Genomic DNA, 15,105 nt, shown 5'->3' on the forward strand with positions numbered 1-15,105 from the left:
AAATATTCTGACATTTAAGAGAACAAAAAAGCCAGCCTTAAGCTGACTCTTTATTCCATGGTATCAAAAGCGAGGCTTGGTTTGGCATTGAGATCCAAGCTTGCAAAATTTTCTTTGTTCCACTCGCTGACGCTGGCATAGGCAATCATACCTGCATTGTCTCCGCAGAGGCGAAGTGGAGGGATGATGACCTTGACATCTGTGATTTCGTCTGCTAGACGTTCTCTGAGACCTTTATTGGCTGCCACACCACCTGCCACGACAAGGGTTTTAACAGGGTATTTCTCCAAAGCCTTCTTAGTTTTTGCCATGAGAATATCCATAACTGCTGCTTGGAAGGAAGCACACAAATCCTCCGTTGACAAGCTTTCTCCCTTTTGCTCGGCATTGTGGTGAAGGTTGATAAAGGCAGATTTCAAACCTGAGAATGAAAACTCCAGATTATCTTCCTTAATCATAGCACGAGGAAAATCATAAATATCCTGCCCCTGATGAGCTAGCTCATCAATCTCACGACCTGCAGGATAGGTCAAGCCCATGACACGGCCGACCTTATCATAAGCCTCACCAACCGCGTCATCTCGCGTTTCCCCAACAATCTTGTAGTCACCAGCCTCAGAAACATAAACCAACTCTGTGTGTCCACCGCTGACCAAGAGGGCTAGCAAGGGAAACTCCAAAGGCTCCACACTTTGAGCTGCCATGAGGTGACCAGCCATGTGGTTAACAGGGATAAGTGGAAGTCCATGTGCCCAAGCAAAGGCCTTAGCAGCTGACAAGCCAACTAGTAAGGCTCCAACTAATCCTGGCCCATAGGTAACCGCAACAGCTGTCACGTACTCTTCCGTAATTCCTGCTTCTGCCAGAGCTTCCTCGATACAGGCTGTAATGACCTCGACATGGTGACGACTGGCTACTTCCGGCACTACGCCACCGAAACGTTTGTGGCTCTCGATTTGACTAGCAATGACATTGGACAAGAGCTGGTCGTCGTTTTTCAAGACGGCGACACTGGTCTCATCACAGGATGTCTCAAATGCTAAAATATATCTATCCTTCATCTATTTCTCTCTTCATGATGATGGCGTCCTCGACTGGGTCATGGTAGTAGGCCTTTCGCTCAGCGATGACTGCCATCTTTTTTTTCTTGTAAAATGCTTGCGCTCGTTGATTTGACTTTCTGACTTCGAGGAAAATCTCCTTATCTATCGGCAATTGAGCAAACAAGGCTGACGCAATTCCCTGACCCTGATAGGTTTGTTTGACAGCGATTTGCAGGACTTCTGCTTCAAAAAGATTCTCCTGTACAGCTAGAAATCCAATCACTTCGGCCCCATCATAAGCCAAAGCATACCAAGTCTGGTCTTGAGCCAGGTCTGCTTGGATTTGTTCCAGCTTCCAAGGACTGACTGAGTAAACAGTTATCATAACAGCGTAGATGGCTTGAGCCAGATCAGGTTGCTGTTGAGTTCGTTTGATTTCTATCATAGGCGTTTAATGTAGGACTCACCAGACTCGGTGTGGTTCTTGAGCCAGTTTTCCTCAGCCTCAACACGTTTGAGGTAGTTCGGCACAAAATCATGCAAGGAGTCTGCTTCCTTGTCCCAGGCCAAAAGAGCAAGATTGGCTGCATTTGGCAAGGTTTCTTTATAATTAGTCCTTGGCAAGTGTTCTTGAATCTGCTCCACAAAGGGGCCGACTTCTCCGACAAAGGTAACCTGACTAGCACCCTTGATTAGCTCAATCACTTGCTCAAAGGGCAGGTGTGCTTCTGGCATGACAGGTTTAGCATTTTCATAAAATCCTGCATAAACATTATTGCGACGCGCATCCATCAAAGGGACGAACAAACCTTCTTGTTGGTAGGGCACCAGAGCCAAGAGGCTCGACATCCCAACCAACTCAATGTTCAGAGTGTGAGCTAAGGTCTTAGCAGTTGCCACCGCAATTCGCAAGCCTGTGTAGCTACCTGGTCCTTCAGCCACCACGATTCGATCCAAGTCCTTGGGTGTCCAGTCCAAACTTGCCATCAAAAAATCGATGGCAGGCATGAGGGTAATACTGTGATTTTTCTTAATATTAATAGTCGTCTCAGCAAGAACCTGCTTATCCTCTAAAATAGCGAGAGAAAGAGCCTTGCTGGACGTATCAAAAGCTAATACTTTCATAACACATTCCTATCTTTTTGTCTGCTTACTATTATACTACAAAAGCTGGCACATGGGAATTTTCTTTGCCCCCAAACAAAAATGCCTATACTTAGGCCAAAAACTATTCGCAAATAAGATTCAAAAAAAATTTCACTTTTCCTTTTCTTTTCCGAATATAAAGGTGAACAAGAAAAAAGGAGGAAAGTTCAATGACAAATTTTGACGTTCTTGACAATCAATTTTTATCCCTATCTGAAAATGAATTATCAGATATTGATGGCGGTCTCGCTCCCTTGATTATCTTTGGAGTAGCAGTATCTTGGAAAGCTATTGCAGGTGGAACAGCACTTGTAGGTTCTGGTTTGGCAGCTGGTTATTTTTTAGGAGGAGATTAATATGATGAAAGGTTTGAACAACTATCGTGAAATTACTAATAAGGAATTGCAAGAAATCAAGGGTGGTTTTGGTGTAGGTGTTGGTATCGCTTTATTTATGGCAGCTTATACCATTGGGAAAGATCTCCGTAAAAAGTTTGGTAAGTCATGCTAGATAAAAGACACATTTTTAGAAGGATAAATTTTATTATCTTTATCTCTTACAGTTTGCTCAGTATTCTCAATGATTTAAACATTACTACTATCCCTTTACCATTCGATTTATCTGTTTGTATTGTTTTATTTTTATGTTTCAACTCTATTTTTGAACAGAAGAATTATTAACATAAAACTAATAAGCTCTGAAAATTCCATTGTCATGTCATTTTAGAAAAATGCAAAGATCACCTCATCTTGATAGATGGGGTGGAATTTTCGTGTCGTAAATCTACTATCACTATATCCCCAAACAAAAATGCCCCAGCATGAGCAGGGCATCTAAGCATTTAATCCAAAGTAAAATACCAACCAAACGACATAGGTTACAAGGAGAAGAAAGATCGAGTAGAGAGTCACAAAGGTAATTTTCCACAAGAACTTGCTTTGTCGTTGTTCTAGTTTTGCAAACAGAAGATTCCCTCCATAAACGCAAGCAACAAAAACGATAAAAGCTAGCAAACGAACTCCTATCGCAAATTCAAACAAACTAATCATAGGGCAATCTCCTTGACTTAAAAACTATAGGGAATTGTGACAAACGATAAATTCCACTTCCATTATCAAGATAACATATTTTCTCTATTTTTGCAAACGCTTACTAAAGAGATCGCCTCCTAACTTTCTCGTTTCCGTCTTTTACTAATTTTTCATTTTATGTTATAATTGAAACAATTGTAACGAATCAAGGTCAATCTAGACACAAAATGGAATGAAATCAAGCAAATCTCTGCTAAAAGTTTGGAATAAGCTGACCTGTAAAATAGAAAGGAACTATATGATTTACAAAGTTTTTTACCAAGAAACAAAAGAACGTAGCCCACGTCGTGAAACTACACGCGCACTTTACCTAGACATCGATGCCAGCTCAGAACTTGAGGGCCGTATCGCTGCTCGCCAACTTGTCGAAGAAAATCGCCCAGAGTACAATATCGAGTATATCGAACTCTTGTCTGACAAATTGCTAGATTACGAAAAAGAAACTGGCGCCTTCGAAATTACGGAGTTCTAATATGGCCTATACTCTTAAACCTGAAGAAGTCGGCGTTTTTGCCATCGGTGGTCTGGGAGAAATCGGGAAAAATACATACGGGATTGAATACCAAGACGAGATTATCATCGTCGATGCTGGGATTAAATTCCCAGAGGATGACTTGCTAGGTATCGACTATGTCATTCCTGACTACTCTTACATCGTGGACAATATCGACCGCGTCAAGGCTGTCTTAATCACACACGGACACGAGGATCACATTGGTGGGATTCCATTCCTGCTCAAGCAAGCAAATGTCCCTATCTATGCTGGACCGCTTGCCTTGGCTTTGATCCGTGGGAAACTCGAAGAACACGGCCTCTTGCGCAACGCCAAACTTTACGAAATCAACCACAACACTGAGTTGACCTTTAAAAATCTCAAGGCAACTTTCTTTAGAACGACTCACTCTATTCCAGAACCTTTGGGGATTGTCATTCATACTCCTCAAGGGAAAATTGTCTGTACAGGTGACTTCAAGTTCGACTTTACTCCAGTTGGAGAACCTGCGGACTTGCACCGTATGGCAGCCCTTGGTGAAGAAGGTGTTCTCTGTCTTCTGTCTGACTCAACAAATGCGGAAGTGCCAACCTTTACCAACTCTGAAAAAGTCGTTGGCCAGTCCATCATGAAGATTATCCAAGGCATTGAAGGACGTATCATCTTTGCATCCTTTGCCTCAAATATCTTCCGTCTCCAGCAAGCAACTGAAGCTGCTGTTAAGACTGGACGTAAGATTGCGGTCTTTGGTCGTTCTATGGAAAAGGCCATTGTCAACGGAATCGACCTTGGTTACATCAAAGCTCCTAAGGGAACCTTTATCGAGCCAAATGAAATCAAAGATTACCCTGCAGGCGAGGTTCTGATCCTCTGTACAGGTAGTCAGGGCGAGCCGATGGCAGCCCTCTCTCGTATCGCCAACGGAACCCACCGCCAGGTACAACTCCAACCAGGTGATACAGTTATCTTCTCTTCAAGTCCAATCCCTGGAAACACTACTAGCGTCAACAAGCTAATCAACATCATTTCTGAAGCTGGTGTCGAAGTTATCCACGGTAAGGTTAACAATATCCATACCTCTGGACACGGTGGCCAGCAAGAGCAAAAACTTATGCTCCGCTTGATTAAGCCTAAGTATTTCATGCCAGTCCATGGTGAATACCGCATGCAAAAAGTCCACGCTGGACTAGCAGTGGATACTGGTGTTGAGAAGGACAATATCTTTATCATGAGCAATGGTGATGTGCTTGCCCTTACTGCAGATTCTGCTCGTATCGCAGGTCATTTCAACGCCCAAGACATCTATGTCGATGGAAATCGTATCGGTGAAATCGGCGCAGCTGTCCTCAAAGATCGTCGTGATCTATCTGAAGACGGTGTCGTTCTAGCAGTCGCAACTGTTGACTTCAAATCGCAGATGATTCTATCTGGTCCAGATATCCTCAGCCGAGGCTTTGTCTACATGAGAGAGTCTGGTGACTTGATTCGCCAAAGCCAGCGTATCCTCTTCAATGCAATTCGTATCGCACTGAAAAACAAGGATGCTAGCGTGCAATCTGTCAATGGTGCCATTGTCAACGCTATTCGTCCCTTCCTCTATGAAAATACCGAACGTGAACCGATCATCATCCCGATGATCCTCACACCAGATGAAGAATAATACTCTTCGAAAATCTCTTCAAACCACGTCAGCTTCGCCTTGCCGTATATATGTTACTGACTTCGTCAGTTCTATCTACAACCTCAAAGCAGTGCTTTGAGCAACCTACGCCTAGCTTCCTAGTTTGCTCTTTGATTTTCATTGAGTACAAGTCAACAAAACAGCCCCGTCTTCGGAGCTGTTTTTCTCTATGCTTTCTTTTCTTGATTTTTAGAAATACTACGATTTTTACCTTCAAGATACACCATCAAAATAGAAATATCTGCTGGGTTTACTCCCGAAATACGGCTGGCTTGGCCGATGGTTTCTGGATTGATGAGTTTGAACTTCTGACGGGCTTCCGTCGCGATAGAATCAATGTCATCCCAGTCGATATTGGCTGGAATGCGTTTTTCTTCCATGCGTTTCATCTTGGCAACCTGATCCATGGCTTTGGAAATATAGCCTTCGTACTTGATTTCTGTTTCAATCAATTCGATAATCTTGTCATCCAAGTCCTCTGCAGCTGGTCCGATGAAGGCCACCACATCTTGATAAGAAACTTCTGGACGGCGAAGGAATTCCTTGGCTGTCACTGCATCTGTCAACGGCTTGAAGCCCATCTCCTCAACCTTGGCATTGGTTTCCTTGACTGGCTTGAGTTTGATACTGTCTAGGCGCTTCATCTCATTTTCAAATTGATTTTTCTTGATTTCAAAGCGAGCCCAGCGTTCATCGTCCACAAGGCCAATCTCGCGTCCCATCTCTGTCAAACGCATATCGGCATTGTCATGACGGAGAATGAGACGGTATTCAGCACGACTGGTCAAGAGACGGTAGGGTTCAATGGTTCCCTTGGTCACCAAGTCATCAATCATCACTCCGATATAACCGTCACTGCGCTTCAAAATCAACTCAGGTTTACCTTGGATTTTCAGAGCCGCGTTGATACCAGCGATAATCCCTTGGCCAGCTGCTTCTTCGTAACCTGACGTTCCATTGGTCTGACCAGCAGTGAAAAGACCTGAGATTTTCTTGGTTTCCAGAGTCGCACGCAACTGATGAGGCAAGACCATATCGTACTCAATGGCATAACCTGTTCGCATCATCTCTGCATTTTCCAAACCTTTGATAGAATGAACAAGTTCACGTTGCACATCTTCAGGCAGACTGGTTGAAAGACCTTGAACATAGACTTCTTCTGTATTGCGCCCTTCTGGCTCAAGGAAGAGTTGGTGGCGTTCCTTGTCCGCAAAGCGCACAATCTTGTCCTCAATCGATGGGCAGTAACGAGGTCCCACTCCCTTGACCACACCTGTAAACATAGGCGCACGGTGGAGGTTGTTTTGGATAATTTCATGACTGGTACCATTGGTGTAGGTCAACCAGCATGGAACTTGGTCTTTGACATAGTCCTCATCACGTGAAGTGTATGAGAAGTGATTTGGCGCTTCGTCTCCTGGCTGAATCTCGGTCACATCGTAGTTGATAGAAGAAGCCTTGACACGTGGAGGCGTTCCTGTCTTGAAACGACCAATTTCGAGACCCAATTCCTTGAGATTGTCAGCAAGGTTAATAGAAGCGAGGCTGTGGTTAGGACCTGATGAATACTTAAGGTCTCCAATGATAATTTCCCCACGGAGGGCTGTCCCTGTCGTCACGATAACAGCTTTGGCAGCATATTCTTGATGAGTCGCTGTACGAACACCGACAACCTTGCCATCTTCCACCAAAATCTCATCAATCATGGTCTGACGAAGGGTCAGATTTTCTTGATTTTCAACCGTCTTGCGCATTTCCTTAGAGTAAAGCTCCTTGTCAGCCTGCGCACGAAGGGCACGGACAGCCGGCCCCTTCCCTGTGTTGAGCATCTTCATCTGGATGTAAGTCTTGTCAATGGTCTTGGCCATTTCACCACCAAGGGCATCGACTTCACGCACGACAATTCCCTTGGCAGAACCACCGATAGAGGGATTACATGGCATGAAAGCCAGCATTTCAATGTTGATAGTCGCAAGCAGGACCTTACAGCCCATACGGCTAGCGGCCAAGGAAGCCTCGACCCCAGCGTGTCCCGCACCGATTACAATAATATCGTATTCTTCTGTAAAATTATAAGTCATATTTCTCTCCTATTCCTCAAGATGAATGTGTCTTAGTTGGCCGTCCCAATCTGGCAGGGCTATTTTTAAAAAGGCTGGGACTAGATTGATACCCTCAAGCTTGTCTATGTCAATCCATTCACAGGGCTGCGATTTTTCATCTTCCTGCATGGTCAATGGGGCATCTTCAAGCAAATTCACTAGATAATGAAACTCGATATTGTGATAAGAAACACCGTCCTGTTCAAAACGATTTTCAACTACAAAAGCTAGTTGCCCAGCTTGAGCTTTGACACCCAGTTCTTCCCTCACTTCGCGGACTACCGCTTCTTCCGTTCTTTCATTGACTTGGATCGCACCGCCAATAGTATAGTACTTGCCCTTATCTTTGGTGACTAGGAGCTTGCGGTTTTGAAGAATCAAGGCTGTCGCCCGAACACCAAAAACTGTATTTCCTACTTTTGTCCGAAAGTCTTGTTGAGTCATTCTTGTCCTTTCCCTTAAACGACACAAAAACAGTCAAAACTCCAAAGAAGTGCAGGACAAAAAAGCCTGCAACATCCATGAGCTTTGACCATCATTTCTATTGCTTTTATTATTGTAGCAAATTGAGAAAATTTGTCAATCTAAATGTACTGACAAACTTGTCCATCGCGGTAAGCATTGTCAATCAAACCACCACCTAGACACTCTTCGCCATCGTAAAAGACAACTGCCTGTCCTGGTGTAATCGCGCGTTGCGGTTCTGCAAAGATAACCTCTGCCTTATCTCCTTTGACATGGACGGTCACCTTAGAATCAGGCTGACGGTAGCGGAATTTAGCCGTACATTCGAGCGTAAACTCCTCTGGCATTTCACGAGTAAAGTGGACTTGACTGGCTTCTAGGCTGGTTGACATGAGCGAGTCATGGTAGAAACCTTGGCCGACATAGAGAATATTCTTGCTTAGGTCTTTTCCGACAACGAACCACGGCGCGTTGTCACCACCGTGTTGGCCACCGATACCGAGACCTCCACGCTGACCAATCGTATAGTACATAAGACCTGCATGCTCGCCCATATCGCGACCATCTACAGTCATCATGCGACCTGGCTGAGCTGGCAGGTAGTTGCTGAGAAAGTTTTTAAAGTTCTTTTCTCCGATAAAGCAAATCCCTGTCGAGTCTTTCTTCTTAGCAGTCGCAAGGCCTGCTTCTTCTGCTAGTCTGCGAACTTCAGGCTTTTCCAAATGCCCCAGTGGGAACATGGTTTTTTGGAGTTGTTCTTGCGAAAGTTGGCTAAGGAAATAGGTCTGGTCCTTGCCATTGTCCACACCACGAAGCATGTGAACAATGCCATCCTCATCACGCGCCACTCGAGCATAGTGCCCAGTCGCTACATAGTCTGCACCCAAGGTCATGGCATAGTCCAAAAAGGCCTTGAACTTGATTTCCTTGTTGCACATAACATCTGGATTTGGTGTACGCCCTGCACGGTATTCCGCTAGGAAATACTCAAAAACGCGGTCCCAGTACTCTTTTTCAAAATTGACAGAGTAGTAGGGAATGCCAATCTGGTCTGCCACCGCAGCCACATCCTTGTAATCTTCGGTCGCCGTACAGACGCCGTTTTCATCTGTGTCGTCCCAGTTCTTCATGAAGATACCGATCACATCGTAGCCCTGCTCCTTGAGAAGAAGAGCCGTCACCGACGAATCAACACCACCACTCATCCCCACGACAACACGTGTTTTAGAGTTATCACTCATGGTAAGTCTCCCATCTATTCGTTTATTCACGATTGAAGGTCGTGTGTGCTTCACGATTGAAGGTCGCTTGAGCAGTATTCATTATAACACGCTTGGTTAGAGAAGACAAGAAAGAGGCTGATAATCTGACAGCCTCTGATATTCTCTTTCACTAACTACCTTTTATAATTTAAGTCAAGTTAGAAGATTTTTGACAACATAGCTACATCCCGTTTCACAATTCAATGATACGATGACATTGTTGAGCTACATAAGCATCGTGGGTCACGATAATGACTGTTTTCCCCTCTCTATTCATCTCTAAGAGAAACTTCAAGACCAAATCTCTATTTTCAGGGTCCAGCGAACCTGTCGGTTCATCGGCTAAAATCAGCTGGCTGGGTTTTAAGATGGCTCTAGCCACTGCAATTCGTTGTTGTTCGCCACCAGACAACTCGGAGACCTTTTGGTGCAAAGTAGCTGGCAAACCTACTCTCTCTAAAATCTCTTCCACCTTTTTGAGCTTGTCTTTCTTGGACAATTTCACATATTTCAGCGCCAGCATGAGATTGTACTCGACCGTTTCATCATCAATCAGGGCAAAATTTTGAAACAGATAAGAGATATGTTCACGGATTATTGTTTGTGACTTGGCAGAATTAACCGCTAGATTTGTCTGACCAAAAATCTCATACCGTCCGCTATAATCACCATCTATCAAACCTAATAAATTTAACAAGGTTGACTTACCACTACCACTTTTTCCAACGATGGCAACCAAATCTCCCTGATCAATCCTGAGAGACAAGTGATCCAAAATCACTTTTTCTCCAATGGTTTTGGTAATATTTTCTAACTCAATCATAAGATGCCCCCTTTCAATAATTCTACTAGACTTCTTTTCTCCATCCTAGAAGCCAAGACTAGCACAAATAGTATATCCAGACATGTAAAGCCTGCAAACAGCAGGAGTGGCAAGAGCGCATGGGCAAAGAAAATCAATACTAGAAGAGGGAGACTATAGCCCAACAAGAGCAGAACTAGAAGAGGGCGGTAGCGATCGACCAGTTTCCACCCCATAAATTTCTTGGTAATGATGTCCCTGCGCTTCAATAAGAAAGTTGTTACTAGTAAGAAGTAGGAAATCATCATGCTAAGGAGACCAAACAAAGCAAAGAGTATATTAAGATTTCGAACTGCATCTCGATAAGAATCTACTTTCTCTTGTTGAATGGCTTGAAGCGATGAAAATTTTAAATAATTCCCATCTGATAATTTCTCAACTAACTCCGTAATCACTTTTTGATTTTGTTCTGTATTTTCAACTTTCATAGGATTGTTTAAACCTGTCGTTGACAAGCGAGTCTTTTCTTCCCACATCATGTCTTGATCATTTACCAGACTAATAATTGGATTGTGGAGGTTTTCCTTTCGCTCATTATTATAAGGGAAGAATGACCAATCTCCTTCATAGTAGGCAATCTCTACATCCATATCTTCTATCCTTTGCTTTTGCTGATCTTCATACCTCAGAGAAAGATAGGCGATGGATTTTCCCAAGAACTGATTCTTACCTTCTTGTCCTTTATCACTGGCTGGCATTAAAATAACTTTTTTAGTGCTGGTATCTGGTAACTTGAATCCCTTGCTCTTTAGAAAATTGCTATTAGCATAGTAAACATCTACCTTATCAGGCAGTTGGTACTGCTGTACTTGTTCAGCTTTGATGACTGGTTTGATAGGAAGACTCGCACTTCGCACATAATTTACTTGTATTTTTGCTAGCAAATCTTGATAAAATTGGTAGAAATAATCTGTAGATTTCCCTGACCCTGCTAGCTCTTCTTGCCACAGGTTATCATTGAGTTGGAAGGTTTCTAAGGTCAAGTAATTCCCTTGGCTTACCCACTGTTGCTGATAAGCAAGTTCTTTGTTTTCTTGTTCTAGACTTCTGCCTACCCCAATCAGTAAGGCCGTCAGTAAAATAGTTGTCCCTATTTTCATCACATAATTGAAGATGAGACCAAGTTTGACAGATGAAAAACCTTTCAACATGGAACTAACTGTCATTTTCTGAATCATCAGGTAGGTCAGCCAACTGATGAACAAATACAACTGTAAAAGCAGAAATTGGGATAAGAGTAAACTTGGGAACAGAAGTTTTGGCCTGTAGTCCAGCACTAAAAATAGTCCCAAGTCAATGACAAGACTTCCACCCAAGAGAAGATAAAAATTAGTCTTTACAAAACCAGCTAAAATCGCTCCGCTTTGAAAACCAAGTAACTTTTGAACCCCCACTCGTTTCATCTCCATCATCGGCTGATAAACTGTTACTAACACAAGAAGTAAAATAGCCAAGACAAAAACAATGGCAGATAAAAGCAAATCTCGATTTATGACTTCCACTGCACTTTTATAGGTAGGCTCTAGCAAGGTAGCCTGGTCTATCTTGAAAAAATCGCTCCATTTCTGTACAATCCTATCCTTATCCATCTCTTGTGTAGAAGTTATCGTATAGCGACCATTTAAACTACGAGATGTATCCTTGATATAGGTTTGAAAAGTTATAAGCTGAATAGGCTTGGCTTTTAGAAAGGTCGGAATCGTACCAAGTTTATTAGAAATTTCTTTATTACTGTAGACTCCTTCACCATCTGTGGTAAAATCAAGAGAAGAAATCCCAAACTCTTGGTAGGGGAAGGTATCTTTATCAAAAACACCAGACTTGATTACCTCATCACCACTGTCTGTTTTGATGATGGAGACCTTGTACTCCTTTGATACATCCTCAAAAAATCGAAGAACAGACGCTGCAGGTTCGTTAATATCTTTCAAATACAAATCCAAAGAATCTACAGTCTTTCCCATTTCCCGAATCCGAACTGCTTCACGTGTGTAGTTTACATTAAAAACAAAAAAAGTGGTACACAGCAACAGCAGAAACATACAAAGATGACTGATTTTTTTCATAGAGATACCTCCCGTGAAGAGACTAAACTGGGAAAAACTAACTTTCCAATAAAGCCACACAGTGATTCTCTCAGCTTGATTATGTTCAAGGCTGAAAACACTATGTGGTTTTTGAATGTTTAGAGGTTAATTTTTTGAGCAATTGTCAATCAGAATGTCCGTTTATCTGTCAATAACCCGAGAAAATCTTGTCGTTTCAAGTCGGAGAAGTGTTTGGTAGAAAGACTTCCTTTTTGAAGTCCATCATCTCTAACCTGCAAATAATAGCTATGTTGGCTTGTTTTAATTGTCAAAAAATCGCCAAATATAAAAACTCTTTTCCAGTTGCGAATCTCAAATTCTTTCATCTCTGATTTTGGAATGCGGATAAGTCCTTGTCGCAAATCACGATGGTGCTCACTTGTGAAAGTCATCCCATTCCCAAGATTTCTTATCAGTAGTTCATCTGGAGTCACCATCACCAGCGCAATTTTAGTTAAGAAAATTTCAACCGTTGGTGGTAAAATCGCTAGATTAAACCAAGGGTGTAAGTAGCGATAAGCTAAGAAATAGTTAGGTTCCTCACCCAATCCTAGTTGTTTATATAAGGTCTTGACTTCACTATCTAACCTCGCTTCAAAAGACACATCTGAATGCTCCTCTTCCTTCTTCTGATTAAAATAACGCATCCAGACTAGGAAACCTATAAAGACTAGGACAAATATTCCTGATAAGAGATATTTTAAATTGTAGTTCATCGCTTAACCTCCTGATTTATCGGTTTAATCTAATCAACATAGGGTAGGGACGACTTATATTATGGTATATTGAAGTTAGAACAACAACTACATTAAATTTAGCTAAATTAGATGAGGTAACTTTAGCTTATTAACTTTAGTAAGCAAGAGAGAGTCTTATTTTTTCTTTTTATCATTGAAAAAATAAAAAATAAAATTTTCAGTCATCAGTGTTACAATAAAAAGTTCAATTAAATCAGTTAATTTTATCCTCATCCTAAACCAAATAATATAGGCTAAGATAGTGCAAACCGTTACTGTATATTTTATTGGTTTAAACATTTTAAACTATACCATGACAAAGTAGCTAAAATTGCCGCACCAGAAGTTTTTACGGTAGATTTTAATACCAATTTTGCAATCTTTGGCCACGCTTTCTTTTGAATAAGTCCTGATAGCCCTCCCAGACCTCCACCGAATATATCTGTTAATAAATTTATTCCTAAAAAGTCTATAGTTGAATCCATCATACAACTCATCCAACTCCTAGAATAAAAATCAGACTTCATATTCGACAGAACTATATCTGTTTCCTTTGGATCCGATAATATTCGAATTCCCTCCGCTATATAAGGAGCTTGTGCTTTACCATAAGTCTGTTGTAAAGCATCCATATCAATCACTCGATTACCATTTTCATCCAAGTAACTAGCAATTTCAAATAAATAACGAAATTCAGATGCTATTTCTCTTTCTTCGGAAGTCAATTGAATACTAGGTGATGAATTGTCATCCGCATAAGCCACAAAGCTAGGTATTGACACTGCGCTCAACATCGTGATAATCATCAACAAACTTAAACTTTTACTCAATCTATTAAACATCTTTCTACCTCCAGTCTATCGGTTATTCTATTCAATTGTCATAAAAGCAATTTAAAAATATAATTTTAGTTCCCCTATTATACATTATTTAAAAATAATCCATTGGACTCACCTTCCTTCTTTATTAAAAACGAACTCATCACATCGGCCATTTCCATGGGAAAACCGTAGCAATGCTGAATAAGAAAGCAAGAACAACTAAAAAGCGAAAAACTTTTTTATTCATACTTTTTTCCTCCTATCTGTATTTTGTATCTATAGTATACCTCTTCTTTACTCTATTTTAAAATTAGTTAACTTTTTTCACACATTATTTTAGCTTTCTTTTTTACTATTCCTGTTATTATGATAAAATATTTTTAATAGGATTTTATTATTTGTTAACTTTTTTCACGAAAAGGAGAAAATTATGCGTTATGATTTCGGAAAGGTCTATAAAGAAATACGCGAGTCAAAAGGATTGACCCAAGAAGAGGTCTGTGGAAATGTCATCTCAAGAACCAGCCTATCAAAGATTGAAAGTGGCAAGGTAACTCCCAAATATGAAAATATGGAGTTTCTTCTTCGGCAAATCAATATGAGTTTTGAAGAGTTTGACTATATCTGCCATCTCTATCAACCGAGCCAACGAACAGAAATCATGCAAACCTATCTCAATATGAGCTCAATCCTAGGGACTAGTGAACTCGAAAAACTATTTCAAAAATGCCAAAACTATCTCAAGACCCATCATGACCTCCCTATAGAAGAAATCAGGGATATGCTGGAAGTTGTCATTCATATCCGTCAACATGGTACAGAGCAACTATCAGACCAAGTGAAACAGACTATCAAAAAGCTTTGGGAAAAAATTGAAAAACAAGACACATGGTATGAAAGTGACCTAAAAATCCTCAATACCATCCTTTTCAGCTTGCCCATTGAACACCTCCATCTCATCACTGGAAAAATCTTGCAACGCTTAGAAGTCTATAAAAACTATCAACATTTATATGACTTGCGAATGACAATTCTATTAAACCTTTCCACACTCTATCTATACAATCAAGATAAAAACATGTGTAAGCAAATCTGCTACACTTTACTGGAGGATGCCAAAAACAAGAAAAGCTACGATATGCTTGCTATCTGCTATGTCCGTATCGGGATTTGTACAGACGATTCTAAACTTATCCAAAAAGGTTTCTTACTTCTAGAGTTAACCGAGGAAACTTCTATGCTGTCTCATCTCAAAAAGGAAGTAGAGACATATTATCAACCGAAGAAAATATAAAAAGTCGAGGGATTTCCTCGA

General features: G+C 41.4%; 16 protein-coding genes. 5 read left to right on the forward strand and 11 right to left on the reverse strand.

Annotated elements, in window-relative coordinates; genetic code table 11:
- Window positions 1-50: 50 nt before the first annotated feature.
- From tsaD to tsaB, 3 genes are read right to left on the reverse strand one after another with little or no spacing between them, the layout of a single operon-like run.
- On the reverse strand, window positions 51-1,061 hold the full coding sequence (tsaD, locus tag HT731_RS03650) for a tRNA (adenosine(37)-N6)-threonylcarbamoyltransferase complex transferase subunit TsaD (protein ID WP_173277675.1): 1,011 nt from the start codon (window positions 1,059-1,061) through the stop codon (window positions 51-53).
- Entirely contained in the window at window positions 1,051-1,488 is a 438-nt protein-coding gene (rimI, locus tag HT731_RS03655; protein ID WP_173277677.1) for a ribosomal protein S18-alanine N-acetyltransferase, read from the reverse strand. The genes tsaD and rimI overlap by 11 nt, the downstream gene beginning before the upstream one ends.
- Window positions 1,485-2,168, reverse strand: coding sequence for a tRNA (adenosine(37)-N6)-threonylcarbamoyltransferase complex dimerization subunit type 1 TsaB (gene tsaB, locus HT731_RS03660; RefSeq protein ID WP_173277679.1), 684 nt, complete (start codon window positions 2,166-2,168; stop codon window positions 1,485-1,487). Before tsaB ends, rimI begins: the two co-directional genes overlap by 4 nt.
- A gap of 191 nt (window positions 2,169-2,359) precedes the next feature.
- Between tsaB and cibA the strand changes: the two genes are divergently transcribed.
- The gene (gene cibA, locus HT731_RS03665) at window positions 2,360-2,545 is read left to right on the forward strand and encodes a fratricide two-peptide bacteriocin subunit CibA (protein WP_136936678.1); all 186 of its coding nucleotides are present in this window, start codon (window positions 2,360-2,362) and stop codon (window positions 2,543-2,545) included.
- Between the two features lies 1 nt (window position 2,546).
- Entirely contained in the window at window positions 2,547-2,699 is a 153-nt protein-coding gene (cibB, locus tag HT731_RS03670) for a fratricide two-peptide bacteriocin subunit CibB (protein ID WP_153223152.1), read from the forward strand.
- Between the two features lie 323 nt (window positions 2,700-3,022).
- Here cibB and HT731_RS03675 read toward each other — a convergent pair whose 3' ends face one another.
- Window positions 3,023-3,238: a hypothetical protein gene (locus tag HT731_RS03675; RefSeq protein WP_125410835.1), complete on the reverse strand. Its 216-nt coding sequence runs from the start codon at window positions 3,236-3,238 to the stop codon at window positions 3,023-3,025.
- 280 nt (window positions 3,239-3,518) lie between these two features.
- Here HT731_RS03675 and HT731_RS03680 point away from each other — a divergent pair, with 280 nt between their 5' ends.
- Window positions 3,519-3,752 carry a DNA-dependent RNA polymerase subunit epsilon gene (locus tag HT731_RS03680; RefSeq protein WP_000639572.1) on the forward strand — a complete coding sequence of 78 codons (234 nt, stop codon included), beginning with the start codon at window positions 3,519-3,521 and terminating at the stop codon, window positions 3,750-3,752.
- A gap of 1 nt (window position 3,753) precedes the next feature.
- Window positions 3,754-5,433 carry a ribonuclease J gene (locus tag HT731_RS03685; protein ID WP_000331983.1) on the forward strand — a complete coding sequence of 560 codons (1,680 nt, stop codon included), beginning with the start codon at window positions 3,754-3,756 and terminating at the stop codon, window positions 5,431-5,433.
- A 188-nt stretch (window positions 5,434-5,621) separates the two neighbouring features.
- Here HT731_RS03685 and mnmG read toward each other — a convergent pair whose 3' ends face one another.
- The 7 genes from mnmG to HT731_RS03720 all read right to left on the reverse strand — a co-directional run bounded on the left by mnmG (window position 5,622) and on the right by HT731_RS03720 (window position 13,811).
- Entirely contained in the window at window positions 5,622-7,535 is a 1,914-nt protein-coding gene (mnmG, locus tag HT731_RS03690; protein ID WP_050248647.1) for a tRNA uridine-5-carboxymethylaminomethyl(34) synthesis enzyme MnmG, read from the reverse strand.
- Between the two features lie 9 nt (window positions 7,536-7,544).
- On the reverse strand, window positions 7,545-8,000 hold the full coding sequence (locus HT731_RS03695; RefSeq protein WP_173277681.1) for an NUDIX hydrolase: 456 nt from the start codon (window positions 7,998-8,000) through the stop codon (window positions 7,545-7,547).
- 140 nt (window positions 8,001-8,140) lie between these two features.
- Window positions 8,141-9,262: a tRNA 2-thiouridine(34) synthase MnmA gene (gene mnmA / locus HT731_RS03700; protein WP_001282946.1), complete on the reverse strand. Its 1,122-nt coding sequence runs from the start codon at window positions 9,260-9,262 to the stop codon at window positions 8,141-8,143.
- Between the two features lie 214 nt (window positions 9,263-9,476).
- Window positions 9,477-10,106, reverse strand: coding sequence for an ABC transporter ATP-binding protein (locus tag HT731_RS03705; RefSeq protein WP_173277683.1), 630 nt, complete (start codon window positions 10,104-10,106; stop codon window positions 9,477-9,479).
- Window positions 10,103-12,211: a bacteriocin-associated integral membrane family protein gene (locus tag HT731_RS03710; RefSeq protein ID WP_173277685.1), complete on the reverse strand. Its 2,109-nt coding sequence runs from the start codon at window positions 12,209-12,211 to the stop codon at window positions 10,103-10,105. The genes HT731_RS03705 and HT731_RS03710 overlap by 4 nt, the downstream gene beginning before the upstream one ends.
- 149 nt (window positions 12,212-12,360) lie before the next feature.
- On the reverse strand, window positions 12,361-12,948 hold the full coding sequence (locus HT731_RS03715) for a hypothetical protein (protein WP_153196097.1): 588 nt from the start codon (window positions 12,946-12,948) through the stop codon (window positions 12,361-12,363).
- Between the two features lie 305 nt (window positions 12,949-13,253).
- Window positions 13,254-13,811 carry a hypothetical protein gene (locus HT731_RS03720; RefSeq protein ID WP_033684457.1) on the reverse strand — a complete coding sequence of 186 codons (558 nt, stop codon included), beginning with the start codon at window positions 13,809-13,811 and terminating at the stop codon, window positions 13,254-13,256.
- 409 nt (window positions 13,812-14,220) lie between these two features.
- Here HT731_RS03720 and HT731_RS03725 point away from each other — a divergent pair, with 409 nt between their 5' ends.
- The gene (locus HT731_RS03725) at window positions 14,221-15,084 is read left to right on the forward strand and encodes a helix-turn-helix transcriptional regulator (protein ID WP_173277687.1); all 864 of its coding nucleotides are present in this window, start codon (window positions 14,221-14,223) and stop codon (window positions 15,082-15,084) included.
- Window positions 15,085-15,105 lie beyond the last annotated feature (21 nt).

It is taken from the genome of Streptococcus sp. k-163, from assembly GCF_013277555.1.
In the GTDB taxonomy this organism is placed as follows: domain Bacteria; phylum Bacillota; class Bacilli; order Lactobacillales; family Streptococcaceae; genus Streptococcus.

Excerpts from the sequence above, each read along its gene's own strand:
- rimI (WP_173277677.1), bottom strand. The coding sequence starts at position 1,488 with ATGATAGAAATCAAACGAACTCAACAGCAACCTGATCTGGCTCAAGCC.
- HT731_RS03710 (WP_173277685.1), bottom strand. The coding sequence starts at position 12,211 with ATGAAAAAAATCAGTCATCTTTGTATGTTTCTGCTGTTGCTGTGTACC.
- HT731_RS03695 (WP_173277681.1), bottom strand. The coding sequence starts at position 8,000 with ATGACTCAACAAGACTTTCGGACAAAAGTAGGAAATACAGTTTTTGGT.
- HT731_RS03715 (WP_153196097.1), bottom strand. The coding sequence starts at position 12,948 with ATGAACTACAATTTAAAATATCTCTTATCAGGAATATTTGTCCTAGTC.
- mnmG (WP_050248647.1), bottom strand. The coding sequence starts at position 7,535 with ATGACTTATAATTTTACAGAAGAATACGATATTATTGTAATCGGTGCG.
- tsaD (WP_173277675.1), bottom strand. The coding sequence starts at position 1,061 with ATGAAGGATAGATATATTTTAGCATTTGAGACATCCTGTGATGAGACC.
- HT731_RS03720 (WP_033684457.1), bottom strand. The coding sequence starts at position 13,811 with ATGTTTAATAGATTGAGTAAAAGTTTAAGTTTGTTGATGATTATCACG.
- cibB (WP_153223152.1), top strand. The coding sequence starts at position 2,547 with ATGATGAAAGGTTTGAACAACTATCGTGAAATTACTAATAAGGAATTG.
- HT731_RS03685 (WP_000331983.1), top strand. The coding sequence starts at position 3,754 with ATGGCCTATACTCTTAAACCTGAAGAAGTCGGCGTTTTTGCCATCGGT.
- HT731_RS03705 (WP_173277683.1), bottom strand. The coding sequence starts at position 10,106 with ATGATTGAGTTAGAAAATATTACCAAAACCATTGGAGAAAAAGTGATT.
- cibA (WP_136936678.1), top strand. The coding sequence starts at position 2,360 with ATGACAAATTTTGACGTTCTTGACAATCAATTTTTATCCCTATCTGAA.
- HT731_RS03725 (WP_173277687.1), top strand. The coding sequence starts at position 14,221 with ATGCGTTATGATTTCGGAAAGGTCTATAAAGAAATACGCGAGTCAAAA.
- HT731_RS03675 (WP_125410835.1), bottom strand. The coding sequence starts at position 3,238 with ATGATTAGTTTGTTTGAATTTGCGATAGGAGTTCGTTTGCTAGCTTTT.
- mnmA (WP_001282946.1), bottom strand. The coding sequence starts at position 9,262 with ATGAGTGATAACTCTAAAACACGTGTTGTCGTGGGGATGAGTGGTGGT.
- HT731_RS03680 (WP_000639572.1), top strand. The coding sequence starts at position 3,519 with ATGATTTACAAAGTTTTTTACCAAGAAACAAAAGAACGTAGCCCACGT.
- tsaB (WP_173277679.1), bottom strand. The coding sequence starts at position 2,168 with ATGAAAGTATTAGCTTTTGATACGTCCAGCAAGGCTCTTTCTCTCGCT.